The sequence below is a fragment of the Aeromonas sp. R10-1 genome (assembly GCF_040908465.1).
GTDB lineage: Bacteria > Pseudomonadota > Gammaproteobacteria > Enterobacterales > Aeromonadaceae > Aeromonas > Aeromonas caviae.
Map to the genome: position 1 here is coordinate 34,783 of NZ_JBFODT010000034.1, position 25,194 is coordinate 59,976.

General features: G+C 62.2%; 24 protein-coding genes. 8 read left to right on the forward strand and 16 right to left on the reverse strand.

From position 1 onward, the window contains the following. The first annotated feature begins 28 nt into the window (after nucleotides 1-28). Both flgM and AB5Y93_RS16725 read left to right on the forward strand, forming a co-directional pair. Nucleotides 29-349: a flagellar biosynthesis anti-sigma factor FlgM gene (gene flgM / locus AB5Y93_RS16720; RefSeq protein WP_010675298.1), complete on the forward strand. Its 321-nt coding sequence runs from the start codon at nucleotides 29-31 to the stop codon at nucleotides 347-349. Further along, the gene (locus tag AB5Y93_RS16725; RefSeq protein ID WP_039040232.1) at nucleotides 346-762 is read left to right on the forward strand and encodes a flagella synthesis protein FlgN; all 417 of its coding nucleotides are present in this window, start codon (nucleotides 346-348) and stop codon (nucleotides 760-762) included. Before flgM ends, AB5Y93_RS16725 begins: the two co-directional genes overlap by 4 nt. A 43-nt stretch (nucleotides 763-805) precedes the next feature. Here the strand turns inward: AB5Y93_RS16725 and yfcE are convergent, their stop codons facing one another. Further along, nucleotides 806-1,348 carry a phosphodiesterase gene (gene yfcE / locus AB5Y93_RS16730; protein ID WP_128318221.1) on the reverse strand — a complete coding sequence of 181 codons (543 nt, stop codon included), beginning with the start codon at nucleotides 1,346-1,348 and terminating at the stop codon, nucleotides 806-808. 10 nt (nucleotides 1,349-1,358) lie between these two features. Continuing rightward, complete coding sequence (locus AB5Y93_RS16735; protein WP_368229888.1) at nucleotides 1,359-2,996, reverse strand: peptide ABC transporter substrate-binding protein; 1,638 nt, start codon at nucleotides 2,994-2,996, stop codon at nucleotides 1,359-1,361. Between the two features lie 290 nt (nucleotides 2,997-3,286). Here AB5Y93_RS16735 and AB5Y93_RS16740 point away from each other — a divergent pair, with 290 nt between their 5' ends. Beyond that, nucleotides 3,287-4,189 (forward strand): DMT family transporter, encoded by a 903-nt coding sequence (locus AB5Y93_RS16740; RefSeq protein ID WP_039040229.1) that lies wholly within the window; start codon nucleotides 3,287-3,289, stop codon nucleotides 4,187-4,189. Nucleotides 4,190-4,286: 97 nt separating this feature from the next. On the opposite strand, the gene rsuA is transcribed toward AB5Y93_RS16740, so the two are convergent. Further along, entirely contained in the window at nucleotides 4,287-4,979 is a 693-nt protein-coding gene (rsuA, locus tag AB5Y93_RS16745) for a 16S rRNA pseudouridine(516) synthase RsuA (protein WP_039040228.1), read from the reverse strand. Between the two features lie 172 nt (nucleotides 4,980-5,151). On the opposite strand from rsuA, the gene AB5Y93_RS16750 reads away from it, so the two are divergent. Then, nucleotides 5,152-6,342, forward strand: coding sequence for an HD-GYP domain-containing protein (locus AB5Y93_RS16750; protein ID WP_041213169.1), 1,191 nt, complete (start codon nucleotides 5,152-5,154; stop codon nucleotides 6,340-6,342). On the opposite strand, the gene AB5Y93_RS16755 is transcribed toward AB5Y93_RS16750, so the two are convergent. Further along, nucleotides 6,339-6,527 carry a hypothetical protein gene (locus AB5Y93_RS16755; protein ID WP_010675305.1) on the reverse strand — a complete coding sequence of 63 codons (189 nt, stop codon included), beginning with the start codon at nucleotides 6,525-6,527 and terminating at the stop codon, nucleotides 6,339-6,341. The genes AB5Y93_RS16750 and AB5Y93_RS16755 overlap by 4 nt on opposite strands. A gap of 178 nt (nucleotides 6,528-6,705) precedes the next feature. Here AB5Y93_RS16755 and AB5Y93_RS16760 point away from each other — a divergent pair, with 178 nt between their 5' ends. After that, a complete protein-coding gene (locus AB5Y93_RS16760; protein WP_010675306.1) occupies nucleotides 6,706-7,599 on the forward strand; it encodes an EamA family transporter in 894 nt (297 codons plus the stop codon). A gap of 90 nt (nucleotides 7,600-7,689) precedes the next feature. Continuing rightward, the gene (locus AB5Y93_RS16765; protein ID WP_368229889.1) at nucleotides 7,690-9,540 is read left to right on the forward strand and encodes an extracellular solute-binding protein; all 1,851 of its coding nucleotides are present in this window, start codon (nucleotides 7,690-7,692) and stop codon (nucleotides 9,538-9,540) included. Nucleotides 9,541-9,629: 89 nt separating this feature from the next. Here AB5Y93_RS16765 and AB5Y93_RS16770 read toward each other — a convergent pair whose 3' ends face one another. Next, a complete protein-coding gene (locus AB5Y93_RS16770; protein ID WP_368229890.1) occupies nucleotides 9,630-10,022 on the reverse strand; it encodes a DUF2750 domain-containing protein in 393 nt (130 codons plus the stop codon). 94 nt (nucleotides 10,023-10,116) lie between these two features. After that, nucleotides 10,117-10,665: a hypothetical protein gene (locus tag AB5Y93_RS16775; protein ID WP_180906939.1), complete on the reverse strand. Its 549-nt coding sequence runs from the start codon at nucleotides 10,663-10,665 to the stop codon at nucleotides 10,117-10,119. 246 nt (nucleotides 10,666-10,911) lie between these two features. Here AB5Y93_RS16775 and AB5Y93_RS16780 point away from each other — a divergent pair, with 246 nt between their 5' ends. Next, nucleotides 10,912-11,160: a TIGR02647 family protein gene (locus tag AB5Y93_RS16780; RefSeq protein ID WP_010675310.1), complete on the forward strand. Its 249-nt coding sequence runs from the start codon at nucleotides 10,912-10,914 to the stop codon at nucleotides 11,158-11,160. Here the strand turns inward: AB5Y93_RS16780 and AB5Y93_RS16785 are convergent. From AB5Y93_RS16785 to AB5Y93_RS16815, 7 genes are all read right to left on the reverse strand, one after another. Then, entirely contained in the window at nucleotides 11,147-11,458 is a 312-nt protein-coding gene (locus tag AB5Y93_RS16785) for a hypothetical protein (protein WP_111736037.1), read from the reverse strand. The genes AB5Y93_RS16780 and AB5Y93_RS16785 overlap by 14 nt on opposite strands. A 76-nt stretch (nucleotides 11,459-11,534) precedes the next feature. Next, nucleotides 11,535-11,744 carry a cold-shock protein gene (locus tag AB5Y93_RS16790; RefSeq protein ID WP_005302803.1) on the reverse strand — a complete coding sequence of 70 codons (210 nt, stop codon included), beginning with the start codon at nucleotides 11,742-11,744 and terminating at the stop codon, nucleotides 11,535-11,537. 206 nt (nucleotides 11,745-11,950) lie between these two features. Continuing rightward, a complete protein-coding gene (locus AB5Y93_RS16795; protein WP_368229891.1) occupies nucleotides 11,951-13,051 on the reverse strand; it encodes a dihydrolipoamide acetyltransferase family protein in 1,101 nt (366 codons plus the stop codon). A 94-nt stretch (nucleotides 13,052-13,145) separates the two neighbouring features. After that, nucleotides 13,146-14,132: an alpha-ketoacid dehydrogenase subunit beta gene (locus AB5Y93_RS16800; RefSeq protein WP_368229892.1), complete on the reverse strand. Its 987-nt coding sequence runs from the start codon at nucleotides 14,130-14,132 to the stop codon at nucleotides 13,146-13,148. After that, a complete protein-coding gene (gene pdhA, locus AB5Y93_RS16805) occupies nucleotides 14,129-15,217 on the reverse strand; it encodes a pyruvate dehydrogenase (acetyl-transferring) E1 component subunit alpha (protein ID WP_041214862.1) in 1,089 nt (362 codons plus the stop codon). The genes AB5Y93_RS16800 and pdhA overlap by 4 nt, the downstream gene beginning before the upstream one ends. 271 nt (nucleotides 15,218-15,488) lie before the next feature. Next, nucleotides 15,489-16,508: a succinylglutamate desuccinylase gene (gene astE, locus AB5Y93_RS16810; RefSeq protein ID WP_368229893.1), complete on the reverse strand. Its 1,020-nt coding sequence runs from the start codon at nucleotides 16,506-16,508 to the stop codon at nucleotides 15,489-15,491. Nucleotides 16,509-16,777: 269 nt separating this feature from the next. Beyond that, nucleotides 16,778-16,987: a DUF1127 domain-containing protein gene (locus AB5Y93_RS16815; RefSeq protein ID WP_010675316.1), complete on the reverse strand. Its 210-nt coding sequence runs from the start codon at nucleotides 16,985-16,987 to the stop codon at nucleotides 16,778-16,780. A 528-nt stretch (nucleotides 16,988-17,515) separates the two neighbouring features. On the opposite strand from AB5Y93_RS16815, the gene AB5Y93_RS16820 reads away from it, so the two are divergent. After that, entirely contained in the window at nucleotides 17,516-18,409 is an 894-nt protein-coding gene (locus AB5Y93_RS16820; protein ID WP_039040220.1) for a DNA replication terminus site-binding protein, read from the forward strand. A 78-nt stretch (nucleotides 18,410-18,487) separates the two neighbouring features. Here AB5Y93_RS16820 and AB5Y93_RS16825 read toward each other — a convergent pair whose 3' ends face one another. From AB5Y93_RS16825 to AB5Y93_RS16835, 3 genes are all read right to left on the reverse strand, one after another. Next, nucleotides 18,488-22,324 (reverse strand): DEAD/DEAH box helicase, encoded by a 3,837-nt coding sequence (locus AB5Y93_RS16825; protein ID WP_368229894.1) that lies wholly within the window; start codon nucleotides 22,322-22,324, stop codon nucleotides 18,488-18,490. Between the two features lie 218 nt (nucleotides 22,325-22,542). Beyond that, nucleotides 22,543-23,196 (reverse strand): YceH family protein, encoded by a 654-nt coding sequence (locus AB5Y93_RS16830; RefSeq protein WP_039040218.1) that lies wholly within the window; start codon nucleotides 23,194-23,196, stop codon nucleotides 22,543-22,545. Nucleotides 23,197-23,459: 263 nt separating this feature from the next. Then, on the reverse strand, nucleotides 23,460-25,109 hold the full coding sequence (locus tag AB5Y93_RS16835) for a Wzy polymerase domain-containing protein (protein WP_368229895.1): 1,650 nt from the start codon (nucleotides 25,107-25,109) through the stop codon (nucleotides 23,460-23,462). Between the last annotated feature and the right edge of the window lie 85 nt (nucleotides 25,110-25,194).

Sequence of the window (25,194 nt, forward strand, 5' to 3'; positions counted from 1 at the left end):
AACAGCAAAGCAGACGAAGGTAAACCTTATGGCTATCAACAATATCAACAACTTGGCTAACAACCGCCTGCAAAACAGCGGCAGCAGCCAAGGTGTAGCCACCAAGTCGGCGACCTCCAGCGAGAGCAGCCGTGCGACGACCGTCAAGAGCGACTCTGTCTCCTTGACCAGTGAGGCGCAGCAATTGCAACAGATGCAGAAGACCCTCAACACCGCCTCCACCGGTAACGAGAGCCGCGTCGAGAGCCTGAAGAAGGCCGTGGCCAGTGGGGAGTACAAGGTCAACAGCGAAGCCGTGGCCAGAAAGATGTTCAGCTTCGAAGCCGATCTGGATAAACGGTTGGGATGATGGACCTCCCTTCGCTGCTGCGCGCTCAGGACGACAACCTCTCCCAGATGCAAGGCTTGCTGGCAGAGGAGTTCGACCTCCTCAAGGCTCACCGGGCCCTTGCCTTGCCGGCACTCGCCGATCGCAAGCAGCAACTGCTGGTGGCCATCGAGACGCTGGACAAGACTCTGGCGGAGCTACCCGACCTGCAGCAACAGCTGGGCGCCTTCCCGACCCAATTGCAGGCCCTTCAAGCCAAGCTGGAAGCCTGTCAGGAGCAGAACAACCTCAACGGACGTCTGCTCGAACTCAGCATTGTCTCCAATCGCCGTCTCGCCAGCTTCCTCAGCAAGCTCAGAGACAGCAGCTCCCTGACCTATGACGCCAAAGGCAATACCCGCTCGGGCACCCGCTCTTTCGGGATCAAGGCCTGATCTCCTCTCTCCCTTCTGGTTTCCTCTCCTTGTCAGCCCCTCATCAGAGCACCAGCTGCATCAGGGTTTCTCCATCCTTGCAGGCATGGATGCTCATGCAGCCCTCGTCATAGCGCCCATAACTGGCCACCCACTCGCCCCTTGGAAAACAGATAGACCCCGGGTTCATCAGGAAAATCTCTCCCTCCTGGCGCAGCACAGGCACATGGGTATGACCGCTGATGAACAGGCTCCCTGCTGGCAGGGGCACGTTGCCGGGCTCATAGAGATGACCGTGGCTGACAAACCAGCGCCGCCCATCCACCAGCAGTTGGTTGTAGGGCGCCGTGATGGGGAAATGGAGCAGCATCTGGTCCACCTCCGAATCGCAATTGCCACGCACCGCCATGATGCGGGGGGCCAGCTCGTTGAGCCTTGCCGCCACGGCTGCAGGATCATACCCCTCCGGCACCGGATTGCGCGGCCCGTGATTGAGCAGATCCCCGAGCAGCAGATAGTGATCAGGCTGCCAGGGAGCGAGTTGCGCCAGCACCTGCTCGAGGGCAGTCAGACTGCCGTGCAGATCCGAGATAATGGCAATCTTCATTCCACACTCCTCATGGCTGGCTGAAATAGAGATCCTTGGTGGCGATGGCGCCCTTGAGGTTGCGGCTCGGCAAGCCGCGCAGTGCCGGGTCCACCAGTCGCATCTGGTTGTAGTGATAGACGGGGATGACGGGCACCTCCTCCATCAGCAGTTGCTCGGCCTGATGATAGATCCCGGACCGGGCGTTGGCATCCAGGGTCTCGGAAGCCTGCTGCAGCAGACCATCGAAGGCGGGGTTGCAGTAGCCGCTCTCGTTCTGGGGATCCTGGCAGCGGAAACTGCCAAGCATGGACGAAGGCTCGACATAATCACCAAACAAAAATGAACGAGCCAGCATGAAATCACCACTGTCCTTGGCTACCTGATAGGCATTCCACTCCATGTTGTTGAGGGAGACCTCGACCCCCAGCGGTTTCCACATGGCCGCCACCGCCAGGGCCAGCTTCTTGTGGTTCTCCGACGTGTTGTAGGTCAGCGTCAGCCTGAGGGGATGTGCGCTGTTGTAGCCCGCCTGGGCCAACAGTACGGCGGCCCGGGCCAACCGGGTCGGCTGGTCTTCCCGGGAGAGGGGGATATCCAGCTCGTCATAACCCGGCATGGCGGGCAGCAGTGACCAGGCAGAGCGCTCCCCCTGGCCGCTCACCTTCTCGGTCAGCAGGTGGCGATCGATGGCCATGGAGAGCGCCTGGCGCACCCGCACATCCTGCAACTCGGGGCGATTGAGATTGAAAGTGTAAAGATAGGTGCCAAGCAGCGGCAGACCCCAGATCCGCTCCGGTGCCTCCTGCATGGTCTTCTGGTAGTACTCCAGCGCCACCTTGTTGGTGAGCTGGATCTCCCCCGCTTCATAACGCAGCCGCTCCCCATGCTGGGAAGCGAGCGGCAGGTAGGTCACCCGCTGGATCCGGGTATGGGCGTCATCCCAGTACTGGGGGTTGCGTTCGGCTTCGATGCGCTCGTTCACCACCCAGCTCGCCAGCTTGTAGGGGCCATTGCTCACCATCTTGCCTGGCTGGGTCCACTGCTTGCCAAACTGGGCGATGACCCGCTCGTTGACCGGCACGAAGGGACGCTGGCTGACCAGTTGCAGGAAATAGGGAACGGGGCGCTCCAGGGTCACTTTCAGGATCTGGTCGCTTTCTGCCTCCACCCCCAGGGCATCGAGGTCGAGCGCCCCGGCATAGATGGACTGGGCATTGTTGATGCCGGTCGCCAGCAGCAGGCCGGCGGAGGGGGAAGCCTGCGCCGGGTTCAGCAGCCGCCGCCAGGCGTAGACGAAATCCCGGGCGGTGAGGGGCTCGCCGTTGGACCATTTGAGCTGGGGGCGCAGGAAGAAGCGCCACACCAGCCCATCCTCGCTGGTCTCCCAGCGCTGGGCCTGGGCGGGCACTATCTTGCCCTGACCATCCTCGCTCACCAGCCCCTCGAACAGGTCCACCAGCACCACCTCCCCCGGGAAACCGGAGCGGATCAGGGCCGGATCGAGGGACTCGGGTTCGGCGCCATTGCCCTTGACCAGGGTCTGCCTGTCCGACAGCACGGGCTGCTGCACCACGGTAGTAGCCTGAAGCGGCGGCACCGCCATCAACCCGAACAGCAAGGGAGAGAGCCAGCGGCGGGCTGGCCTGGCGGCGAAACGGTAAAACATGACATCAACCTCGTTCAATTCTTTTGACTGCAATGGGGGGAAGGCCGGCGGCGCGCCTGGAACCGAATGCATCATGCCGCGCTTGTTATCCCCGAAGACGACCCGTATTGTATCGGGCCTGCCCGATAGAGGGAGTCTTTCGGGCTATTTTTTTCAAGGTTTTATGACGACACGGCCGCCACGGGTGGGCGCACTCGCCAGAAGGCGCACTCCCCTGCCCCGTTGGCAATCGGCCCGGGGTGATGTGTCGCCTGCAAGTCCGGTTGTCGTCTACCGTTTCAGGGGTCTTTATGGGTTACGAATGGCTGGCGCTGGCTGCCGCCAGTTTATGGGCGATCGCCGCCCTCATCTCCGTCAAACCGGCTCGCCATCTGGGGGCCTTTGCCTACAGCCGCTGGCGGATGTTCCTGGTCAGCCTGATGCTGGCCAGCGCAAGTCTGGTGACGGGAGGCTGGCAGACCCTCACCGAGAGCGCCCTTCCCCTGCTGGCCCTCTCCGGCCTCATCGGCATCTTCGTCGGCGACACCGCCCTCTTTGCCTGCATGAACCGACTCGGCCCCAGGCGCAGCGGTCTGCTCTTCTCCTGCCACGCCCTCTTCTCCGCCCTGCTTGGGCTCTGGCTCTTTGGCGAGCGGCTCGATGGTTGGCGCCTGCCAGGCGCCTTGCTGGTCCTGGCCGGGGTCATGCTCGCCATCCTGTTTGGTCGTCGTGGCGACAACCAGCAGAACGAATGGGAGCAGGTGCGCGGCCGCCTCGTGGTCGGCATAGCCCTTGGCCTCACCGCAGCCCTGTGCCAGAGCCTCGGAGCCATCATCGCCAAGCCGGTGATGATGAGCGGCACCGTGGACGCGGTGAGCGCTTCCGGCGTGCGCATGGCCAGCGCCCTCTTGGCACACTGCGTCTTGCGGGCGCTGCGCCTGCCGCTCGCCATGCCGCACAACCCCATCAACCGGCAGGTGCTCGGCATGATAGGCATCAACGGATTTCTGGCGATGACGCTGGGAATGACCCTGATCCTGGTGGCCCTGCGTCAGGGAGATGTGGGCATGGTGGCCATCTTGTCTTCCACCACACCGGTCATTCTGCTGCCCTTGCTGTGGTGGCACTCGGGGATGCGTCCCTCGCTCCCCGCCTGGGCCGGAGCCCTGCTGGCCACCCTGGGCACGGCCCTGGTGCTGGGAATGGGGAACTGAGCCCCGTCTATCCTGCTGGAAGGACCAACACGCCCATCGGCGGCACTGAGCCGCCGATGCTCCCCCGCGCCGGACAGGGAGAGAGGCGATCGCGCCCCTAGAACAGAGCCACTTCCTCTTCGGTCAGCTCCCGGTATTCCCCCGGTGCCAGCTCATCGTCCAGAGCCAGATCGCCAATGCGTTCCCGATGCAGCCCGACCACCTTGTTGCCGATGGCGGCGAACATCCGCTTCACCTGGTGATACTTGCCCTCGTGGATGGTCAGGCGTGCTTCCCGCTCGTCTAGGATTTCCAGCTCCGCAGGGCGGGTCTTGTCGTTCTCGTTGCGCAGGTAGATACCGTCGGCAAAGAGCGAGATAGCCTCTTCACTCACGGGATCAGCCAGCCAGACATGGTAGGTCTTCGCGCACTCGTGCCGGGGCGACGTGATGCGATGGGACCACTGGCCGTCATCGGTGATCAGCACCAGCCCGGTGGTATCGAGATCGAGGCGCCCCACCACATGCAGTTTGCCCATGGCCGGCTCGTCGAGCAGGTGGAACACGGTGGCGTGATCCGGGTCCTCGTTGGAGCAGACATATCCTTCCGGCTTGTGCAGCATGAAGTAGCGATTCTGCAGGTTCAGGGTCAAGGTGACACCGTCAAACTCGATCTGGTGTTGCTCATTGATGTGAAAGGCGGGCTGCTTGACCAGCACGCCGTCTACCAGCACTTCCCCCTGACGGATCAGCTTGCCCGCCTGGGAACGGGTCAAATCGGAGCAATCGCAAAGAAATTTGTCGAGCCGCATGCAAAAACCTCGGAATCCATCATGATTGGGGGCGACATTATATCGGTCAGACTCGACAACACCAGTACTAAGCGACAGGGACTCAAGATGGCGCCTGACGCCATGATGTGCCAGTGATAGACTGCCGTCAGCAGACCGACATCACACATAATAATAAGCCCAGGATGTACCCATGAAGCCGACGAAGTCTCACCCCGTCATCCCCGTCAGCCAGTTGAAACCTGGCATGTATGTCATTGCCATTGCCAGCCAGACCGGCGCCATGGAAATTGCCCAGACGGGCATGGTGACCAACCCTCAACAGGTGGAGGCGCTGATCCGGCGCGGCGTGCTGACGGTGCGGGTGGATCTTGCCCGCAGCAAGCTGCCGGGAGGGGGCACGGCAAGCCCGGCGGATGTGGTGACAAACGGGGCGGGCTCCTCTCGTCAGATCGGCAGTGGTGAAGGGCGCGAGCTCAAGATCCGTCGGCTCTATCAGGAAGCGCGCGAACTGCAAGGCAAGTTCATTCGCCATCTCAAGGCCGGAGAGCCCATCGACATCACGCCCCTTGCCGCCGTGGCCGAAGAGATGGTCGATACCATGTTCACCCACGGCGATGCCATGCTCTGTCTGGCGCGGATCCGTGCCAAGGATGCCTACCTGATGGAGCACTCCATGAATGTCGCCATCCTCCTGGCGAACTTCGGCCGCTACCTGGGGCTGGATCGCAGCGTGCTCAAGGAGCTGACCCTGGGTGGCCTGCTCCACGACGTGGGCAAGATCATGACCCCGGACGAGGTGCTCAACAAACCGGGCAAGCTCACCGATGAGGAGCTGGAGGTGATGCGCGAGCACGTGGTCCACAGCCACGACATCCTGGCCGCCACCGCCGGCATCACCCCCATCATGCTGGAGGTGGCCGCCAACCATCACGAGCGGATCGATGGCACCGGCTACCCGCGGCGCCTCAAGGGGGATCAGCTCTCCCTCTACACCCGTATGAGCGGCATCGTCGATGTCTACGATGCGGTGACGGCAGACAGGGTCTACAAACAGGGCATGCAGCCAACCCAGGCGTTTCGCATTCTGCTCAAGGGGGTTGATCTGCATTTTGATGCCGACCTGGTAACCAGGTTCATCAAGTGCATGGGGGTCTATCCGGTGGGTACCCTGGTGCAGCTCTCCAACCAGCGCCTGGCCATCGTGATGCAGCGCAACGAACAGCAACCGCTCAAGCCCGTGGTCAAGGTGATCTATCACGCAGGCCATCGCCATTATCTCGAGGTGCAGTGGCTGGATCTCGCCAAAAACGGGGTTCAGGAGACCATAGAGAGCACGGTGGACCCCAAGGAGTTTGGCATCAACCTGGCCAACTTCGTCTAACCTGTCCGGCTTGTTGGCGGCTGCTCGCGGCAATGGCGAATCAGGAACTCCTCATCCAGCGGGGAGAGATCGAAGCGCAGGCAGGCCTCTTCGATGGCCCGGATGTCGTGTTGATGGTGTTCGCTGAGCCAGCGCACCGCGCGGCGCAAGTCTTCACCATGGGGCAGCAGGGTATGGTCGCTCATGGAATACCTCCGGTCAGCCATCGACGCCAGCCCGTCAATCCGGGCTCTCACTTTTAGCTTAGCCCGCCCGCACTCGCCCGGCAGACACCTGCGCCCTTGACGGTGCCCACCCTGTAGCAGGTATGCTCGACCCCTTCGGCGCCCTGCCGTGCCGGCGCCGCTCAAACAAGGATGCTGCATGCAAACCAAGGACAAGTGTCTGGCCGCCCTGGTCATTCTCTGCTGGGGACTCAACTTCGTTGCCATCAAGTGGGGGCTGGAAGGCATCCCCCCACTGCTGCTGGGAGCACTGCGTTTCGTCGGAGTCGTCTTCCCCGCCATTCTGCTGGTCCCCAGGCCTGCCATGCCCTGGCGCTGGCTGCTGGCCTATGGCGGTGCGATCAGCCTGGGCCAGTTTGCCTTCCTGTTCTGCGCCATGAAATTCGGCATGCCCGCCGGCATGGCCTCCCTGGTGCTGCAATCCCAGGTGGTCTTCACCCTGCTGTTCGCCATGATCTGGCTGGGAGAGCGCTGGCAGCCCCACCACTGGGTGGCACTGCCGCTGGCGGGAGCAGGTCTTTATCTCATTGCCACCCATGGCGAGGGCAACCTCACCCTCATCGGGTTTGTGCTGACGCTGTGCGCAGCCGCCTGCTGGGGCCTTGGCAACGTCATCAATCGCCAGATAGGTCTGCGCTATCGCACCTCTCTGCCGAGCCTGGTCGCCTGGGGCGGGCTGGTGCCCATCCTGCCCTTCTTCGCGCTCTCCTGGCTGTTCGAGGGGCCCGAACTCATCGCAAGCAGCCTGCTCAACATCCGTTGGCAGGGCGTCTTGTGCGTGCTCTATCTCTCGTTTATCGCCACCTGGCTCGGTTATGGCCTGTGGGGGAGGCTGCTGATGCGCTATCCGGTGGCCCAGGTTGCACCCCTCTCCCTGCTGGTTCCCTGTGTCGGCATGGTGGCCGCCGCCCTGCTGCTCGATGAACACCCCACTCCCCTGCAATGGCTGGGCTCGGGTCTGGTGCTGCTCGGCTTCGTGGTGCATCTGCTGGGGGGCAAGATGCGCTTCTTGAAGACCCAAACCGAGGATTGACCTCGCCCGGGAAACTTCCCATCATGGGTCAGGCCCTCTTGGGCCCACCCCGTTATTTCGGCAGGATGCCATCATCAGGAGAGCAAGGACATGCGTCATCCGTCATTTTCGATCATCCCCTCTTTACCAGGCATCATGCGGGTCACGGCCATGCTGCTCCCCTTCTGCTGGAGCCCGTTCGGCTGGAGTGCCACCCTGCCGGCAGATCTCAAATGGGAGAGCAACGACACCGATCCCGTCTATGCAGACACCGAGGCCAAGCGAGGCGGCACCTTCCGGGATTTCATGTCGAGCTTTCCGCTCACCTTGCGCAAATACGGGCCGGATTCCAACGGCGGTTTTGCGGCCTACGTGCGCGAGACCAACCTGCCGCTCCTGAGCACCCATCCCGTGACGCGCAATCCCATCCCCATGCTGGCCAACCAGTGGGCTTTCGGCGCGGATAACAAGACGCTCTATTTTCGTATCAACCCCAAGGCCCGCTGGTCGGACGGCCAGCCCGTCACTGCGGACGACTGGGTCTTCACCCTCAAGATGATGCGCAGCAAGGAGATCAACGACCCCTGGTACAACAACTACTACAGCACCCAGATAAGCGAAGTGACCAAGTTTGACGATCACACCCTCGCCATCACCAGCGGCACCGAGAAGAGCCGGGAAGATCTGCTCGAAGCTCTCCCCTTCACCCCGGAGCCCAGCCACGCCATCAAGCTGACCGCCAACTGGGTCAAGGAGTACAACTGGAAGGTGCTGCCGGTCACCGGCCCCTACCAGATTGGCGAGCTCAGGAAGGGCAAGTCGGTTACCTTCGACCGGGTCAAGGATTGGTGGGGGAACGACGAGCGCTACTTCCAGCACCGCTTCAATCCGGATCGCATCGAGATCAAGGTGCTCAGGGATCAGAACATCGCCTGGCAGCACTTCCTGCGCGGTGAGCTCGACACCTTCCCACTCGTGATGCCCAACTGGTGGCATGACAAGAGCAAGACCGCCGAATTCGAGAAGGGCTATATCGAGCGACTCTGGTTCTACAACCAGACGCCTCAGCCCCCCATGGGGCTCTATCTCAACACCGCCGATCCCTTGCTGAGCAATCTCGACGTCAGACTCGGCATCCAGCACGCCCTCGCCCTGGACAAGATGATCGCGACCCTGCTGCGGGGGGACTACCAGCGTCTCAACACCTATGGCTCGGGCCAGGGAGATTTCACCAATACCGACCTCAAGGCGCGCCCCTTCGATCCCGCACTTGCTCGCGAATTCTTTGCCAAGGCGGGCTTTACCAAGACCGGGCCGGATGGCATCTTGCGAAACGATAAGGGCCAGCCCCTCTCCCTCAGCATCACCTACACCACGGCGGAACATGCACAACGCCTCACCCTGCTGCGGGAAGAGGCGAAAAAGGCGGGGCTCAACCTCGAGCTCAATCTGATGGATGCGTCTTCCGGCTTCAAATCCATGCTGGAGAAAAAACACCAGAGTGCCTGGATGGCCTGGAGCGGTGGTCGCTATCCCGCCTATTGGGAACACTTCCATAAGGTCAATGCCAACAAGCCCCAGACCAACAACATCATGAACATCGATGACGACAGGATCTCTGCCCTGGTGGAGCAATACGACAAGGCGTTCGATTTCGGCAAGAAGGCCGACCTCTCCCGCCAGATCCAGCAGCGACTCTATGAGCTCGCCAGCTTCGTCCCCGCCTATCAGGTGCCCTATACCCGGGCCGGCGCCTGGCGCTGGATACGCCTGCCCAAGGTGCCGGCAACCCCCCAGAGCGACTTGCTCTACTGGCCCCTCGACGGCTCCAACTCGGGTTACAGCTTCGGCGGCCTGCTCTGGATTGACGAAGCGGCAAAGGCGCAGACCCGGGCCGCCATCAAAGGGGGGCAGACCTTCCCGCCAGTGACCATCACGGATACCACCTACCAGCAAAAATAGGGCAGCTGGCACCGTCAGCCCCAAAACAAAAGACCCCGCACATTGGCGGGGTCTTTGTTACAACCGGGATGGCACCAGGCAGAGGGCGCTCAGCCGCGTTTGGCCTGCTTTTGCGCAATGGCGTCGGCGACGTCGGCCGGGTCCAGCACAATGCCTTCCTGATCCGGCGTCGGGAACACGGCCACGCAGAGATCATCCTGCTCCATGCCGTCCACCCAGCGATCCAGCCACACCTTGAGGGTGATGGATTGCGGCTTGCACTCGGCCCACTCCCCTTCGGCCCAGGCCTCGGCGTAGTCGGGATGCGGCCATACCGGGATGCAGTCTTCCTCTTCGGTCGTCAGCATCATGACGCCGTGTTCGTCGGTCAGGACAAACAGCTCTTCGTGCTCGACCAGCTTGCTGATGAAGTGATCAAAGCGGTAATCGGCGTTCAGTTGCAGCGCGGCATTGCGCTCGGTGTCGCTAAGTTCATAGCTCATCGGTCAAGTCTCTCGTTCATTAAAGGGCGACATGTTCACATCTTGCCGACCCCTTGTCCAGCAGGAGTAATGGGTCATCCGTCTTTCCATCACCTCACCCCAGCTCGGGGGTCAACAGCCGGAGTCCCGCGGTCTCACCCAGTCGCTCCCTCAGCCAATAGGCGGACTCCACTTCCACAAAGCAGAGCTGATCCCGCCCCGAAGCAGCCCCCACCATGATCTGCTCAAGCCGTGCTTGCTGGGCGGCACTCCAGGCAGCAACCAGCTTGCCGCCATGGGCCTCGTCCACCACCTCGCGGCGCAGCTCGAACAGGTTATCGGTGATCGGGCTGTTTATCTTGCTCGGGTGGCGCCAGTACATCTGCAGGTTGTCCAGCATCTCCTCATCGTAGCTTGCCAGCGCATCGAGCTCCGGCGTCTCTTTGCTCTGGGCCGCGAATTCACACCAGCCTGCCGACAAGGTAGCCAGACTCTGGGCATCCTTGCCATGCTGGCGCAGGGTTGTCACGTCTTCCCCACGAATGGCCGGCAGCCAGAGATCTCCTTGATGTTGCGCCAGGAGAGGGAGCAGCAAGGAGGGAGCATAAACAGGAAAACGGGGACCCAGAGAGTGCAGCAGAGAGACCAGAGTAACAGTGATCATGAGACGCGCCTTGAACAAGATGACCTGGCATCACGCCTGGTCATGAGGGTGAACGAGGGTGCCATTCTAGCATGTTTGCCTTGCTGGGGGCGTTTGCGTCCAGCCGGGCCGGTGATAGATAGCGTCCAAAAAAGCAGCGTTTGAACCAGAGCGGCCCCGATAAAGGCCAATTGTTTGAGCCAGCGCCCACTAAAGAGGCACCGGGGATGCTAGGTTGCATACATCTTTAGCGTAAGGAGTGCATCCATGAGTGGGATCAACCAGGTTTCTGACGATTTTGTGAATGAGCTGAAAATACTGGCGTGTTTTGATCCGGCCAACATGAGCCTGGGGATCAAGCTGCGCAGCGACATGTCGGAAGCGCTTTGCCAGGCGGCAGCGCGCCTGCACAGCCAGGGCCTGATCACCGCGGCAGATGGCGGCTATCTGACCCCTTTCGGCATGACCATGCTGGAGCATCTCCAACACCTGCTGGTCGCACTCAAGCCGAATTGAGCGGTTGTGGTGCCCAGAGCGAGAAGTTGAGCAACTCCCAGCGCTCTCCTTGTCGCAGCAGACAAGCAAACAGCAAAGGACCTTCGGGTCCTTTTATCTTGCCATCGACCAGCCACTCTCCCGCCCGTTTTGGCACCGGCTGTACCCTGATCTCATCGGGTTTCACCGCGTTTCCCAGACGAACATGTACAAACTGTTGACACACGGACACGGCATCATTCACCGCAGGATCCGGCGTTGGCGTGCTGGCCTGACCGGTCAACGCCACGGTCAGCAAGAGGGAGGAGAGCAGGGTCATGACGCGTATTGAGAAGCCATGAAAACAAAAAGCCGTGGCACCAGAGGTACCACGGCTTTCTTAAATTCTGCAAGAATTACAGAGCAGTTACGTTCTCAGCCTGCGGGCCTTTTTGACCTTGGGTCACAGAGAACTGTACGCGCTGACCTTCAGCCAGGGTACGGAAGCCGTTACCTTGGATGGCGCTGAAGTGAACGAAAACGTCCGGGCCGTTTTCTTGCTGGATGAAGCCAAAACCTTTGGTTTCGTTGAAAAACTTAACGGTACCGGTGATCATGTTAGACATATCTTTAAACCTGTATTCAAAATAATTACTTATGCTTTTCAGCGGGTAAAGCTCAAAAAACGGGATTACTTATGAACAACAGGAAAAGATGTAAAACATCATATTCATTGACATAACTATCGCCCTTTCAAGCTGGTTGAGATTATACGTGCCTTTGTCGATTACGCAAACAAATTTGTACCCCGCCAGCGGCGGGGTACGGCGGTTTAGACCTGTGCCGACTCCAGTGCCTGAACCAGGGCTTTGAGGAAGCGAGCCGCCTCTCCACCGGTGCAGGCTCTGTGGTCAAACGTCATCGACAGAGGGAGTGCACGCACCGGGCGCGCCTCGCCGTGGATGAACACCACCTTCTCGAACAACTTGCCCGCTCCTATGATGGCCACCTGGGGTGGTGTGACGATGGGGCTGGCGTAACGGCCAGCGATGGCGCCAAAGTTGGTGAGGGTGATGGTTGCCCCCTGCAGCATGTCCCGCGGCACGGCACGGGCCTTCACATCGGCGATCATCCGATCCAGCCCCTGCCGTATGTCAGCCGGGTCCCGCTCTGCCACGTTCTCCATCACGGGCACATAGAGCCCATGCTTGGAGTCGACCGCGATGGCCACATTGACCTCCCTGAACAGACGCCGCGACAGAGTCTCTCCGTCAAACCACGCATTCATGGAGGGTTCGGCCCGACACGCCACGCCGATCGCCTTGATGAGGCGCACCGTCACATCTTCATCCGGGCGCCAGTGGCGCAAGTCGACTTCGTCGGTGATGCTCACCGGCACCACAGTCCGGTGCGAGAGCTCCATCGCCTTGGCCATGGCCCGGCGCGAGCCTTTCAGGAATTCGTTGCCGCTCTCCTGCTGGGCCTCGAACGCCTGTTGCACATCCTGCTCGGTCACCATGCCAGCGCTGCCGGTTCCCTTGACCTTGTCGATGTCCAGTACCAGTTTTTGCGCCAGCAGACGTACCGCTGGCATGGCTTGCACCAGCGTGCCGCCGGGCGCCATGGCCCCCACCACGAAATGATCCTCGATATGCTGCTGATGGGCGCTGACCTTGCCAACGACGGTGCCGTCATCCTCGCCCCCTTCAAACTCCACCAGCGGTGCCCCGATGTGGAGGATGTCCCCCTCCTGCCCGCACAATCTGGCGATGACCCCGGCCACCGGTGAGGGCACATCCACCAGCGCCTTGGCTGTCTCCACCGACAGCAGTACCTGATCTACCTGCACCGTATCACCGGCGCTCACCTTCCACTCGACGATCTCGGCCTCGGCCAGTCCTTCGCCCAGATCCGGCAATTTGAAAAATTTCATGACCTGCTCTCCCTCTGCTGGGACATCACCAAACATTGACAGACACCATGGAGCCCTGTGGCCCAGGCACTTGCGCATCCGTACCTGTCGCGCGTCATAGCCACTGGTTCTCCATCAGTTGCCGAGACGCCTGCGCGATCTCCTGCTCGGTGATGAGGTAATACTCCTCGTTGCGATAGTAGGGGACGGCGGCATCCACGCCGGTGAGACGTCTTGGCGGCGCCTTGAGGGCAGTCATCGCCTCTTCGGTCACCTGGGACACGATTTCGGCACCCACCCCGAAACTGCCACAGGCTTCGTGTACCACCAGCAGCCTCCCGGTCTTGCGTACCGAGGTCAGGATGCTCTCCATGTCCAGGGGTTTGATGGTGGCAAGATCCAGCACCTCGCACTGGATGTCCTGCTCCGCCAGCAGGTGCGCCGCACGCATGACTTCCTGGATGCAGGCACCCCAGGCCACCACAGTGATGTCCCGGCCGGGACGCAGGGTGAAGCAGACATCCAGCGGCAGGCCGACGCCGTCATCCACCACATCCGACTTCATGGAGCGATAGATGCGATCCGGCTCGAAGAACATCACGGGATCCGGATCCCGAATGGCCGACAGCAGCAGGCCGTAAGCCCGCTTCGGGCTCGAAGGGATCACGACCCGCAGCCCGGGGATATGGGCAAACAGGGCCTCGACGCTCTCGCTGTGGTGCTCGGGTGAATGGATGCCGGCGCCGTAGGGGGAGCGGTAAACGATGGGACAGGTGATGCGGCCACGGGTCCGGTTTCGCATCCGTGCCGCCTGGCAGATGATCTGCTCCATGCCCGGGAAGATGAAGCCCTGGAACTGGAATTCGGCCACGGGTTTGAGCCCCTGGGTCGCCATGCCCACCGCCACCCCGGCGATGAGTCCTTCGGCCAGCGGCGTATCGATAACTCGCTTGAACCCGAATTTATCGCGAAGCCCCACAGTGGCGCGAAACACACCGCCGTTGACCCCCACATCCTCCCCCAGTACCACCACATCAGGATCGCGTGCCATCTCGTGGTGCAATGCCAGATTGATCGCTTCGAGCAGCGTGATATCGCTCATAGTCCCTCCCCGCTCTGCTGCATGCCCTTGGCGATGATGCGCTGGCGCTGGGCAAGATAGGCCTTCGGCAGCTCGGCAAACTGGTAATCGAGCAGGGTCTCCGGCGCCTGGGGCGTGATGGCCTCATAGGCGGCAACGGCGCGTTCCACTTCCCGGCCCGCCTCTGCCAGCAGCGCCTGTTCCTGCTGCTCGTCCCACCAGCCCCGCTCAAACATGAACTGGCGCAGCCGCTTGACCGGCTCCCTGGCCCAGGCCGCTTCCACCTCGGCACCGTCACGATAGCGAGTCGCATCATCGGCGGTGGTGTGATCCCCGAGCCGGTAGCTGACGGCTTCGATGAGCGTCGGCCCCTTGCCGCTGCGAGCTCGCTCGACGGCGGCGCGGGTCGCCTCATAGACCGCCACCACGTCATTGCCGTCCACCTGGAGGCTGCGCACCCCGGCCCCTATGCCCTTCTGGGCCAGGGTGGGCGCGCTCGACTGCAACTTGCGCGGCACCGAGATGGCCCACTGGTTGTTGTTGATGATCATCACCATGGGGAGATGCCAGACACCGGCACAGTTGAGCCCCTCAAGGAAATCTCCCTTGGAGGTGCCGCCATCGCCGATGGTTACCACGGCGACCCTGGGCTGGTTGCGCAGCTTGAAGGCGGCCGCGATGCCGGCAGCATGGGTGATCTGGGTGGCGATGGGAACGCAGATGGGCAAGTCTTCCGACAACTCGCCATCGGCCTTGTAGAAGACACTGCCCCGTTCATCGCCGCCCCAATACTGCAGGTTCTGCTCCATGGGCACGCCCCTCACGTAGAGAGTGGGCATGTCCCGGTAGTAGGGCACATAGACATCCTCTGGCTGCATGGCGAGCCCGACCCCGATCCCCACCGCTTCCGCCCCGAGATGGGAGGGAAAGGTGCCGAGTTTGCCGGTTCGCTGCAGTGCTATCGCTTTCTTGTCGTAACTGCGCACCATCACCATGTTGCGGTAGAAGGTGTGCAGCATCGCCTTGTCCAGCCAGGTCGGCAGTGTCGCGACCGGGCGCCCCTCCTCATCGAGGTAACGAAGGAAGGGGATGTCGACATGGGTCATAACTGGCTCCTTGCCGTTGTCAGCGTCACCACCATGAGGTGACATTTAAAATGTAAACAACATGTTAACCAAAGGGCAACGAGATTCATCCAGGTAAGACCAGTAGAAACTTCTTTTATTTTCGAAGGTAATCGGAATTTTCGGCGAGCATAAACAAAGAAGGGAGCCTGTTCAGGCTCCCTGTCATATCGAGTTCGGGATCATACCCATCACCGCCATGCTGCTTGCCACCGCCCGTGGCGCAGGATCAGCATGACAAAAAGGCGTCAATTCACTCCCACAAACGGGTGGGTACCACCAGCAGCATGGTGCGCTGTCCGATGGCCACGTTGGCGTTGGGGAAGACCACCGCTTCCCGCGGTTTCTCTACCCTGTATTGCCGATCCCCATCTTCTGCCAGCACAAAACCCTGGGGAAATTCGGTGAAATTGTCCACATCGCTGGCAAACAGGAAGCGGAACTGCTCCGACTGCTTGTTGATCACCCGATCTATGGCAAAAAGGGTGAAGTCATCGGCTCGCCATGGCTCGAAGGCCACCTCATCCTGGGTCACCAGCTCCTGCAATGTCTGGCGCACCTCGATGAAGCGAGTCATGTCGTTTTCACCGAAGGGCCGCACCTTGCCCAGCTCCACCGTAAAGGCATGGGCGCCGTGCTGGTGCGAGCTGTAATAGCTGAAGGTGGTGGTCGGGCCGCTCGAGAGCAGTATGGTGCGCACGCCGCAGGCACCGAGGAAACGTACCTGCTCCTTGCAGTGAGGGCGTTCGTGGGGGAAGGGATAGACGGCAAACTTCTCGTGGCGCGAGCCGCGAATGGCGGTATGGAGATCGTAGTGGTAACGGGGCCTGCCCGAGTCGGCAAAGAAGCGGCTCACATACTGCTCCAGACGCATGGCGCGGATGCGCTCCCGGTTGCACAGCCCCTCCCCCTTGCTGTGGGCGCCCGAGAAGAGGCGGTTCATGTTCTCTTCCACCTCCCTCACCCCCTGGTTCATGGCGGCGGGGTTGCCAAAGAGGAAGAGCACCCGGTGACGAACCTTGAGCTCCTCTGCGAGCAACCGGGTCAGCAACTGGTTGCAGATCTCGATGGGGGCTGTCTCGTTGCCGTGGATGCCGCAGGAGAGGACGATGTCCTTGTGCCCGGGTTGCCCCGCCTCGGAAGCGGGTTCCAGGCAGATCACGCCGGTATCCCACACGCTCACCCGGGTACCGTCGGTCAGATTGAAGGCGAAAGGCTCGAGCTGCCACTCATGGCGGCGCGTCAGGGCCAAAAAGTCATGCTGGGGAATCATCCGTCTCACCCTTTAGTCTGGAATGCCATGGCCGGATTATACGCAAGGCAACCGGGCTTAAAATCAGTTTTTAAACAAATTCAAACAGTAAGGATACAAAAGTGGCGAGAATGAGTGACAACTCATGCAACAGGGTCAAGCGGGGGGAAACACGGGAGAGGGAAATCAGTGAACGGGTATCGACAGGTGAAGGCAGCATGCCTTCGGCAGACGGGTGGGCATCATGCCCCTGGTATCAGCAGAAAAACAAGGCATCCATGCCCGGCTGATCAACCACGCCAGAACGGCTTGGTGGTCTCTTGATAGCGGTCGGCTTCGTTCAGACCGATGTCCTTGAGCAGGTAGGCGGGCAGCTCGGAGAGCTGGCGACGGCTGCGGCTGCGTTCCAGCCATGTCAGGACGGTCATCTTGACGCGAGCAACCAGATTCGATTCGCTGGAATGCTGGTAACCGGCTTCGGTATAAGTCATGTTGGCCATGATATGGCTCCTCTCTCTAGTTCTGCGCAAGGCTCGGATTTGATGCGCAAAGCTTAGTCAGGGCGGGGAGGTGCCTCAATTGACGAATTTTGATACATAACATTAGTAAAAGTAATGGTTGATATCGCTAAGGAAAGAGCCATAACCATATGATTTTAAAATGAAATAATGCTGAAACTTTCCCCCTTTCAACCTGGCAGCATTTTCTCCTGCGCCACCCACTTCTAACTATGCACTTTCCCACGCTAGCTATGCACGGCACGACGGCGAGTCAGTAGGGTGCAAACTCTCAGTCACCAGGTTTTGTTAACAAACAGATCGCAACAAGATCGTTATTTAACAAAAAGATACGAATAGGCAACCTGAACCGGATGCCCCCATGTCACCCCCATCGTCAGGGTGGCACCGGACACTTGGCACCCTGCCATCATACTGGTATGGTTATTTATACAGTGGTTTATCATGCTGCCTCCCCACGTTGTCCCAATACCATGCTGAACAGGGGAGCGGCACACACAGGATCTGCCGATGGACACCTTTACCCCCACCGCCGCCCTGCGTCAACAGATGGCCCTGCTGGAGGCGTCGCTGGCACGCCTTGCCCGGCAACTGGGCCAGCTCGACCTGCTGGAGGCTCATGTCTATCCCCTCCCGGCCGTGGCCCAGGGGGAAGAGCATGAGCCCATCGAGGCCATCGAGGTGGGCTATCTCTCGGGCGAGGCGGCCCTGGCCGCCACCCTCGCCGCCTTTCAGGACCACAGCGCCCGCCCCGGCTGCTCCACCAAGGCGACCCACCGTCTGCCCGGCTGGCTGCGCTTTCCTGCCGCCTGCGCCAGGGAGCTGGCCCCCGTCATCGAGGAGATCAACGCGCACAAGCTCGCCTTCAAGGCCATGGTGCAGGCGGCGGGCGGGCGGGACGAGAAGTTCGAGCTGGTGCACGGTGCCCTGCCCGGCGTCATCACCCTGCAGGTCTATCGCAAGCTGACCTGGCTTCAGGGGGATCTCCATTCACTGGGCTTCACCTGGGCCGACAAGCAGAGCATCAGCCGCCTCAGCCGGGAGCAGGTACTGGAGATGCTGGAGCGAAGCCGCCGGTATGTACCGGCGCTCTTTGACAACGAAGAGTGGAGCAAGATGGTGGATCAGGAGGTATACGACATTCGCCGCCTGCCGGCGGATGCCGCCCTGCGGATCCGCAGGCCGGTCAAGACCCACCCCATGATCAACCTGCTCTGGCAGGACCGGGAGCCCCGCAAGCAGCAGATCAAGGCGAGCCTTCCCCTGCTGCTCTGCTCCGATACCCAGCCGGCCGTCACCCATCTGGGCCACTACCCGCCCAAGCTGCGCCAGGCACGCCGGGATCGCAAGATTGGCGGTGACCCCATCATAGAGCGGCTGCACCTCTACCTCTATCAGGGGTAGCGCAGGCTCGGCACCGCCACAAACGACAAGGGGAGCATCACGGATGCTCCCCTTGTCACATCGAGCGACAGCCCGCCGTCAGCTCATCAGCAGTGCCCGCAGGCTCTCCACATCCAGCCCCTTCACCTCGGACTGGCCGCTCAGGAGGCCGTCGGCCAGTGCCCGCTTCTCGTCGTGCAGCGCCACTATCTTCTCCTCCACCGTCTGCTCGCACACCAGGCGATAGACGGTCACCGGCTGGGTCTGGCCCATGCGGTGCGCCCGATCGCTCGCCTGATCCTCCACCGCCGGGTTCCACCAGGGATCGAGGTGCAGCACGGTGTCGGCCTGGGTCAGGTTGAGGCCCGTGCCCCCCGCCTTGAGGCTGATGAGGAAGAGCGGCACCGTTTCATGGCGAAAACGCAGGATGGACTCCTGACGGGACTTGGCCGAGCAGCCCCCATCCAGATAGCAGTAGTCCCACTGCCGCTGTTCGATACGGCTGCGCAGCAGGCTCAGCAGATCGACAAACTGGCTGAACACCAGCACCCGGTGGCCACCATCGATGGCTTCGTCCAGCAGCGCCATCGCCTCGTCCAGCTTGCTGCTGGTCTGGGACCACTCCGGCATCACCAGCTGGGGGGAGCAGCAGAGTCGGCGCAGCCGGGTCAGGCCGCTCAGCACATGCATCAGGGCACGGCCATCGGCACTTTGCACCTGCTGCACCACCTCGCGCCGGGTCGCCTCGTAGAGCTGACGCTCCTCGGGGGAGAGGCTGATGTGATGGATGATCTCGGTCTTGTCCGGCAGCTCCGTCAGCACCTGTTGCTTCAGGCGGCGCAGGATGAAGGGGCTGATCACCGCCCGTAGCATCGCCATGTGCTGGGGATCCTTGACCGCCTTGCCAAAGCGGCGCTTGAACTCCCCGAGGCTCCCGAGCAGGCCGGGATTGATGAAGCTGAACAGGCTCCACAGCTCCCCCAGATGGTTCTCGATGGGGGTGCCGGAGAGGGCGAGGCGAAAATCCCCGTCGAGCTGGAACAGCAGCTTGGCGCGCTGGGTACCGGCATTCTTGATCTGCTGTGCCTCATCCAGCACCATGCTCGACCAGCGGCGGGACTTGAGCGCCTGGGAGAGACTGCCGAGCATGCCGTAGTTGACCAGGACGATCTGTCCGGCCCTGGCCCCCTGGATCAGGGTCTCCCGCTCGGCGGGATGGTCGAACACCACCACCTCGAGCTCGGGGGCAAAGCGGGCCACCTCCTCCTGCCAGTTGGTGACCACTGACTTGGGCACCACCACCAGCGCCGGGCCCAGGTGCTGGCGCATACGCAGCACGATGAGGGCCTGCAAGGTCTTGCCCAGGCCCATGTCATCGGCCAGACAGGCGCCAAAGCCGTGATGGGCCAGGGTCGCCATCCAGCGTACCCCTTCCTTCTGATAGTCCCGCAGCGCCGTCAGCAGCTCGGGGGGACAGCTCACCTCCTGCTGCCACTCCTGCTGGAGATTCTGCCAGGCGGCATCCCCCTCGGTGGTGATGACGGAGAGCAGGCGGGCCAGCGGATAGGCCAGCTTGTTGTTGATGCGCTGCTCGTTGTCCAGCATGGCGCCGAGCACGGTGAGGCGTTCCACCAGCTTGTCGCTCAGCATCAGGCTGGTCTTCTCGTCGAGCTGCACCGTGCGCTGGCCCGGGGTCAGCTGGCGCAGGATGAGGCGAAGATCGAGGATCTGGTGCTCGTCCAGCGAGAGCGCGCCCTCCACCTGGAACCAGTCCTGACGCCGCTCGATGCGCAGGCTCAGGGCCGCCTCATCAAGGCTCTTGAGGCGGGCGCTGTCCTGGTGCCAGTGCACCACCACACCGGCGTCCACCAGCTCCGGCAGGGCGTTGACCAGGGTGAGCGCCTGCTCCCCGTCCAGCTTCCACTCGTTGCCGGGCAGGCCGATGGGCAACTGGTTGCGAAGGCGCTGGGCATCGTCCTTCTCGGCAGCCAGATCCCGCTGCCAGTAGTGATACTCCCGGATACCCTGGCGCACGATGGCCTCCCCCTTGCCCAGAGGCAAGGGAGGCAGGTCCCCCTCCCGGGTCACCAGCTGGACCACGAGCTGCCCCTCCTGCCAGTCGAGCAGGACGGAGGGAACGCCGGGCCAGGGGGCCAGCTCGGCGTTGCCCCTGAGCCCCGCCACCTGGCTGTGCCAGGGAAGATGGGGGATCGCATCCAGCGTGCGTTGCAGCTCCTCGAGCCCGGCCGGCGGCAATGCCGGAATGGCCTCCAGGGCCGGTAATCTGTCCAGCAGTGCCTGCGGTGTCAGAATAAGCTGCCACAAATCCTGAGCCAGGGGGACGATGTGCGCACCGCGGGCGGCGGGAGCAGGATGTAGTCTGGCGCTCATGCCCTCCCCGCTCTGTACCAGTTGCAGCAGGGGGGCGCTGACGGCCAGTTGCAGCTTCTGCCCCTTGGCATTGAAGAGGCGAGGATGGTTTGCCAGGGGCACCCAGGCATCCCGGGGCAGCTTGCCCATGTTGCGCGGCAGGGTGCGCACCAGTGCCCAGTCCGCCTCGTCCAGCAGGCTGGCGTACTGGGTGGAAAGCAGGGCCGGAGCGACCCTTCGCCCGGCGGTCCATTCCCCCTTGGTGCTCTGCTTCTGGATCTTGCACTCAAGCTCAGGCCCCTCCGCGTGGAGCAGCCAGACCAGCCGCTCCTGGGGCTTGCGCACCCCGCTCGAGCGTCCCAACCCCTGCAGCCAGTTGAGCCAGCTTGCCGAGGCGGGGGCCTTGCCTTCCTCCTCGGTGGCATCCTCTTCCTCCCCTTGAGCAGGACGCAACGCGCGCAGGGGCCAATGGGCGGCTTCCCGGCCAAGCAGGAGTCGCAGCAGATCCTGGCAGAAGGCCATCAGGCGATGCCGGGGCTCGGCGTCCAGCACGTGGGAGAGGTCCCACTTGTGCAATATGGTCACCTGGGGGCTCTGCTCGCCGTGGCGCGCCAGGGCGCAGAGATCGAGCCAGAGGTAACCCCAGTGGAGCTCCTCCAGCGGCAGTTGCAGGGTATCGAACAGGCCGACCGCCTGTCCGTGGCGATCTCCGGCCCACTGCCCCAGCAGATCGGCCAGCAGGGGGGAGTGATGGCCCAGACTGCGCTGCCACTTCTTGCGCTGCTCGCTCCCCTGCACCGGATCTGCCTGTTGCAACCAGCCGAGCCAGAGCAGGGCGCTGAACATCCGGGGCCAAGGCGACGCCTCTTGCCCCTGCCACTGGCCAAGCGCCCCCAGCAGCCGCTCGGCCAGAGGTTGCTCATCCCCCTGCTGCGCCAGTTGTTGCAGTGCAGGCCAGTGAGTGGTTACCTCGCCCCCAAAGGAACCGCAGAGCCACTCCCATTCTCGGGCGCGAGCCTGGATCTGGCCAGAGAGCGCCGGGGAGCAGGAGGCGACCAGCGTTGCCAGCGGCCAGCCCTCGTCAGGCTTTGCGTCAAGCAGGGCCTGCAGGGCGAAGTGCTCGAGCAGCAGGGCCTGCCAGGCGGGGCTGGAGCCTGCCAGCAGGCGGGGAGCATCGGGGAGATCCAGGAGGCTCAGGAGCTCGGCACTCTGGTAATAGGCCGGGATCTGCCCCGCCTCCCCCAGACAGAGCTCGCGCACCACCTCCTGTGCCCGCTCCAGGCCCGTGACCGAGGGGATGCGGGACCACTGCGGCATGGGGCACTCCCCCGCACGCACCGCCAGGATCAGGGTCAGGGTTCCCTCTGCCGTCAGACTCCACTGCTGCTCCGTTCGTTGACGGACAAGCCCCCACTGCTGCAACTGATCAAGGGTGTCGAGCAGCGCACGCCCGGGTACGCCCGGGGCATAGAGGGTGTCTTGCAGGTAACGAGTGCTGGCGGCGCGCTGCAATTGCAGCTCGCACAGCAGGGCATGGCAATCTGAAGAGAGGGTGAAGGCTGACATCAGAACTCACGGGCAAGTGCAAAGGCGGAATTTTAACGGGAAAGCGGCGGCGGCTCGACCCTTAAGCGCGAAATAGTGCAAAAAAGCTGGCGCCTTTGATGGGTACGCGAGCGACAAGGCTGACAGGGCACTCGCCCCTGCCACCGGGCAACGGGCTGCAGGAGGGGCGCTGTCATCAAAAAAGGCGCCGCAGCGCCTTCTGGAGACAGGTTGTTGGCTCAGCCTTCCAGTCGTGCCAGACGGGCTTCCAGCCCCTGCAACTGCCCCTTGAGGTGCTCGACCTCTTCTTCGAGCGCTGCCAGTCTGTCTGCCGCCGGTGACACAAGGTTGCCAGCGGGCGCCGCGTCGGCCAGCGCCTGCAGATCCACCTCGCCACTGAACAGGTGCGCGTAGCGGGATTCCCGCTTGCCCGGCTCACGGGGCAGCTTCACCACATAGGGCCCCCGTTCGATGAGGGTGGCCAGCACGGCATCCACTTCGGTCACATCGTCAAAGCTGCACAGCCGGTTGGTGCGCGAGCGCAGCTCACCCGGGGTCTGCGGGCCACGCAGCAAGAGTTCGCAGATAATGCCGAGCTCCTGGGCCGAGAACTTCAGCTCACCGAACTCGGTATTGCAGAAACGATGCTGATAGCGGGGCACCCTGGCGTTGAAACCGGCGGTATTGACCACCAGACGGCGGCGGATCAGCTCGTCGATCACGGCGCGAATATCCAGCTCGGCGAGCTCCAGCACGGGTTCCCGGTTGCTCTTCTGGTTGCAGGCATTGACCAGTGCATTGAGCGAGAGAGGGTACTGATCCGGCGTGCAGATCTCTTTCTCAATCAGGCAGCCGATCACGCGGGCCTCTAATGGGCCTAGTACTATCTCCATGTCATACTCCCTTGCCAAACAAGACGTTAAGACGGTTATCTTAGCCAAGGCGCTTGCGCCGTCCAGCAGATAACCCCATTTTTGCGAGCCGATGAAACCCTTGCTGCAACCTTGTACAGCAAAACGGCCTCGGTGCGCAGGCGAGGTGAAGGGATGGCCGGGAACCTCTTTGGCAACCAGCCCCCTCCCCCTTCAACGAGGCGGGCACAAAAACCATCACGGCCGCAAAGGCGGCCGTGAGGTTAAACGGGTTGAGACGGCCCTCATGAAGAGGGCTTGCGCTCCAGGGTCGCGGCCACCTTTCTTGCGGCCGACACGGTGAGCAAAGGCTCACCCGGATAGAGCATCAGGGCGCTTGCCCGCAGGTTGTCCGCCTCCGCCGTGCGCCCCAGGGCATTGAGGGCGATCACCATGTTGGCGTAGATATTGGCCCTCGGGGTATGGCGCACGAAGGCCTGCCCCCAGTCGAGGTAGGCTTCAAGCTCCGCCTGGTTGTTGGCCTGCAGACCGACCATGAGGCGCACCGCGTTCACGTCGAACTCCACCCGGGTCAGCCAGGCCATGGGGTTGACGATGTCGAGCAGGAGTGCAGGCTGCTTGTAACCGCCCCGCTCATACTTGGTCACCACCCAGGCGGTATGCAGGGCGGTCAGCATGAAGGGGATGACGATCAGGGGAATGGCGATGGCCATGAAGCGCAGCAGCAACCAGGGGCGACACAGATGGTCGCGCCAGTTGCCGTGGTCTTGCTCCTCCACCTCCGCATCCATCGCATACAGGAGCAGCAGGAGCGCCCACCACAGGGCGATGGCGTGGTAAAAGGGGTACTCGGTCTGGGTGTGCAGCAAGATGGGGGTCACCAGCGCAAGCAAGGCGGCGCCCTTGACCCAGCCCGCCCGGCTCAAACGCCACAGCAGGGCCCCGCCCATCAGCACCATGCCCAGCATGGGGGCCAGACCCCCTTCCACCGCCCAGTAGAGAAACTCGTTGTGGGGGTGATCCAGGTTGTACTCGATCTGCACCATGGCCGGGTTCAGCGCTTTGTCGGCCATGTAGTGATGGAGAAACACCGACTCGAAGCTGCCATAGCCCCAACCGGTCCAGGGCATCTGGGCAATCAGCTTGGCGGCGTAGGGCCAGTAGATGGAGCGCATGCCGCCGGACTGGTAGATCTCCAGCCCTCGTCTGGCTCCGGCCATCAGGTATTGCGAGGCCAGCCCGAGCAGAATGCCCAGGGCCACCAGCGCGAGCATCCGGCCCAGCCGCCGCTCACGCCCCAGCTGGGCAGACAGCAGCAAGAGAGCCATCACGCCGCCCAGTTGCCCGACTCGCGATTGCAGGACCACCAGCAGCAGAGAAGTGGCCAGGATCACCCCATAGCGCAGCCCCTTGAGCCAGGGGTTGGCATCACCGCGCAGCTCCAGCCAGATGGCCAGTGACAGGCCGGTCGCCATGAAGCTCGCCATCACGTTGGGTTGCTGGAAGATGCCATAGGGGCGGTTGGTCTGGGTGTCGTACCCAATCCAGTTGCCCGGCACCAGCAGGTAATACTGCACCAGGCCGAGCAGCGCCTCGATGGCGACGGCCCCCAGCAGCAGATAGAGCAGCCTGTCTCGCGCCTCGCGGCCGAATCGCCACTGATAGAGGCTTGCCAGAAACAGCAGGCCGGCAAACAGCCCCAGCAGCCGGGGAATGGCATAGTCCTTGAGCTCGAACCCCGGATAGGCCATGGGCAGCAACAACAAGATCCCCCCCAGCCACTGGGCAGTCAGCAGCGGCGAGACCACCAGTCGCTGGCTGAGGGTCACATGCCACAACCCCAGGGCCATCACCAGGCTGGCGAAGATCCAGCCCCAGGCATTGAACGGCAGATAGAGCCCTGCCCCGCCTGGGTTGTGCATGAAAAAATGCATGCCAAGCAACCAGTAAAGGAGGCTGACAACCCCCAATATCCCTGTCGTCGACGTCACCGTCACTGCTCCCTGTTGTGTCATGCTC

Bases quoted from the DNA above. Each gene is read 5' to 3' on its own strand.
- flgM (WP_010675298.1), top strand. From the start codon at position 29: ATGGCTATCAACAATATCAACAACTTGGCTAACAACCGCCTGCAAAAC.
- AB5Y93_RS16725 (WP_039040232.1), top strand. From the start codon at position 346: ATGATGGACCTCCCTTCGCTGCTGCGCGCTCAGGACGACAACCTCTCC.
- yfcE (WP_128318221.1), bottom strand. From the start codon at position 1,348: ATGAAGATTGCCATTATCTCGGATCTGCACGGCAGTCTGACTGCCCTC.
- AB5Y93_RS16735 (WP_368229888.1), bottom strand. From the start codon at position 2,996: ATGTTTTACCGTTTCGCCGCCAGGCCAGCCCGCCGCTGGCTCTCTCCC.
- AB5Y93_RS16740 (WP_039040229.1), top strand. From the start codon at position 3,287: ATGGGTTACGAATGGCTGGCGCTGGCTGCCGCCAGTTTATGGGCGATC.
- rsuA (WP_039040228.1), bottom strand. From the start codon at position 4,979: ATGCGGCTCGACAAATTTCTTTGCGATTGCTCCGATTTGACCCGTTCC.
- AB5Y93_RS16750 (WP_041213169.1), top strand. From the start codon at position 5,152: ATGAAGCCGACGAAGTCTCACCCCGTCATCCCCGTCAGCCAGTTGAAA.
- AB5Y93_RS16755 (WP_010675305.1), bottom strand. From the start codon at position 6,527: ATGAGCGACCATACCCTGCTGCCCCATGGTGAAGACTTGCGCCGCGCG.
- AB5Y93_RS16760 (WP_010675306.1), top strand. From the start codon at position 6,706: ATGCAAACCAAGGACAAGTGTCTGGCCGCCCTGGTCATTCTCTGCTGG.
- AB5Y93_RS16765 (WP_368229889.1), top strand. From the start codon at position 7,690: ATGCGTCATCCGTCATTTTCGATCATCCCCTCTTTACCAGGCATCATG.
- AB5Y93_RS16770 (WP_368229890.1), bottom strand. From the start codon at position 10,022: ATGAGCTATGAACTTAGCGACACCGAGCGCAATGCCGCGCTGCAACTG.
- AB5Y93_RS16775 (WP_180906939.1), bottom strand. From the start codon at position 10,665: ATGATCACTGTTACTCTGGTCTCTCTGCTGCACTCTCTGGGTCCCCGT.
- AB5Y93_RS16780 (WP_010675310.1), top strand. From the start codon at position 10,912: ATGAGTGGGATCAACCAGGTTTCTGACGATTTTGTGAATGAGCTGAAA.
- AB5Y93_RS16785 (WP_111736037.1), bottom strand. From the start codon at position 11,458: ATGACCCTGCTCTCCTCCCTCTTGCTGACCGTGGCGTTGACCGGTCAG.
- AB5Y93_RS16790 (WP_005302803.1), bottom strand. From the start codon at position 11,744: ATGTCTAACATGATCACCGGTACCGTTAAGTTTTTCAACGAAACCAAA.
- AB5Y93_RS16795 (WP_368229891.1), bottom strand. From the start codon at position 13,051: ATGAAATTTTTCAAATTGCCGGATCTGGGCGAAGGACTGGCCGAGGCC.
- AB5Y93_RS16800 (WP_368229892.1), bottom strand. From the start codon at position 14,132: ATGAGCGATATCACGCTGCTCGAAGCGATCAATCTGGCATTGCACCAC.
- pdhA (WP_041214862.1), bottom strand. From the start codon at position 15,217: ATGACCCATGTCGACATCCCCTTCCTTCGTTACCTCGATGAGGAGGGG.
- astE (WP_368229893.1), bottom strand. From the start codon at position 16,508: ATGATTCCCCAGCATGACTTTTTGGCCCTGACGCGCCGCCATGAGTGG.
- AB5Y93_RS16815 (WP_010675316.1), bottom strand. From the start codon at position 16,987: ATGGCCAACATGACTTATACCGAAGCCGGTTACCAGCATTCCAGCGAA.
- AB5Y93_RS16820 (WP_039040220.1), top strand. From the start codon at position 17,516: ATGGACACCTTTACCCCCACCGCCGCCCTGCGTCAACAGATGGCCCTG.
- AB5Y93_RS16825 (WP_368229894.1), bottom strand. From the start codon at position 22,324: ATGTCAGCCTTCACCCTCTCTTCAGATTGCCATGCCCTGCTGTGCGAG.
- AB5Y93_RS16830 (WP_039040218.1), bottom strand. From the start codon at position 23,196: ATGGAGATAGTACTAGGCCCATTAGAGGCCCGCGTGATCGGCTGCCTG.
- AB5Y93_RS16835 (WP_368229895.1), bottom strand. From the start codon at position 25,109: ATGCATTTTTTCATGCACAACCCAGGCGGGGCAGGGCTCTATCTGCCG.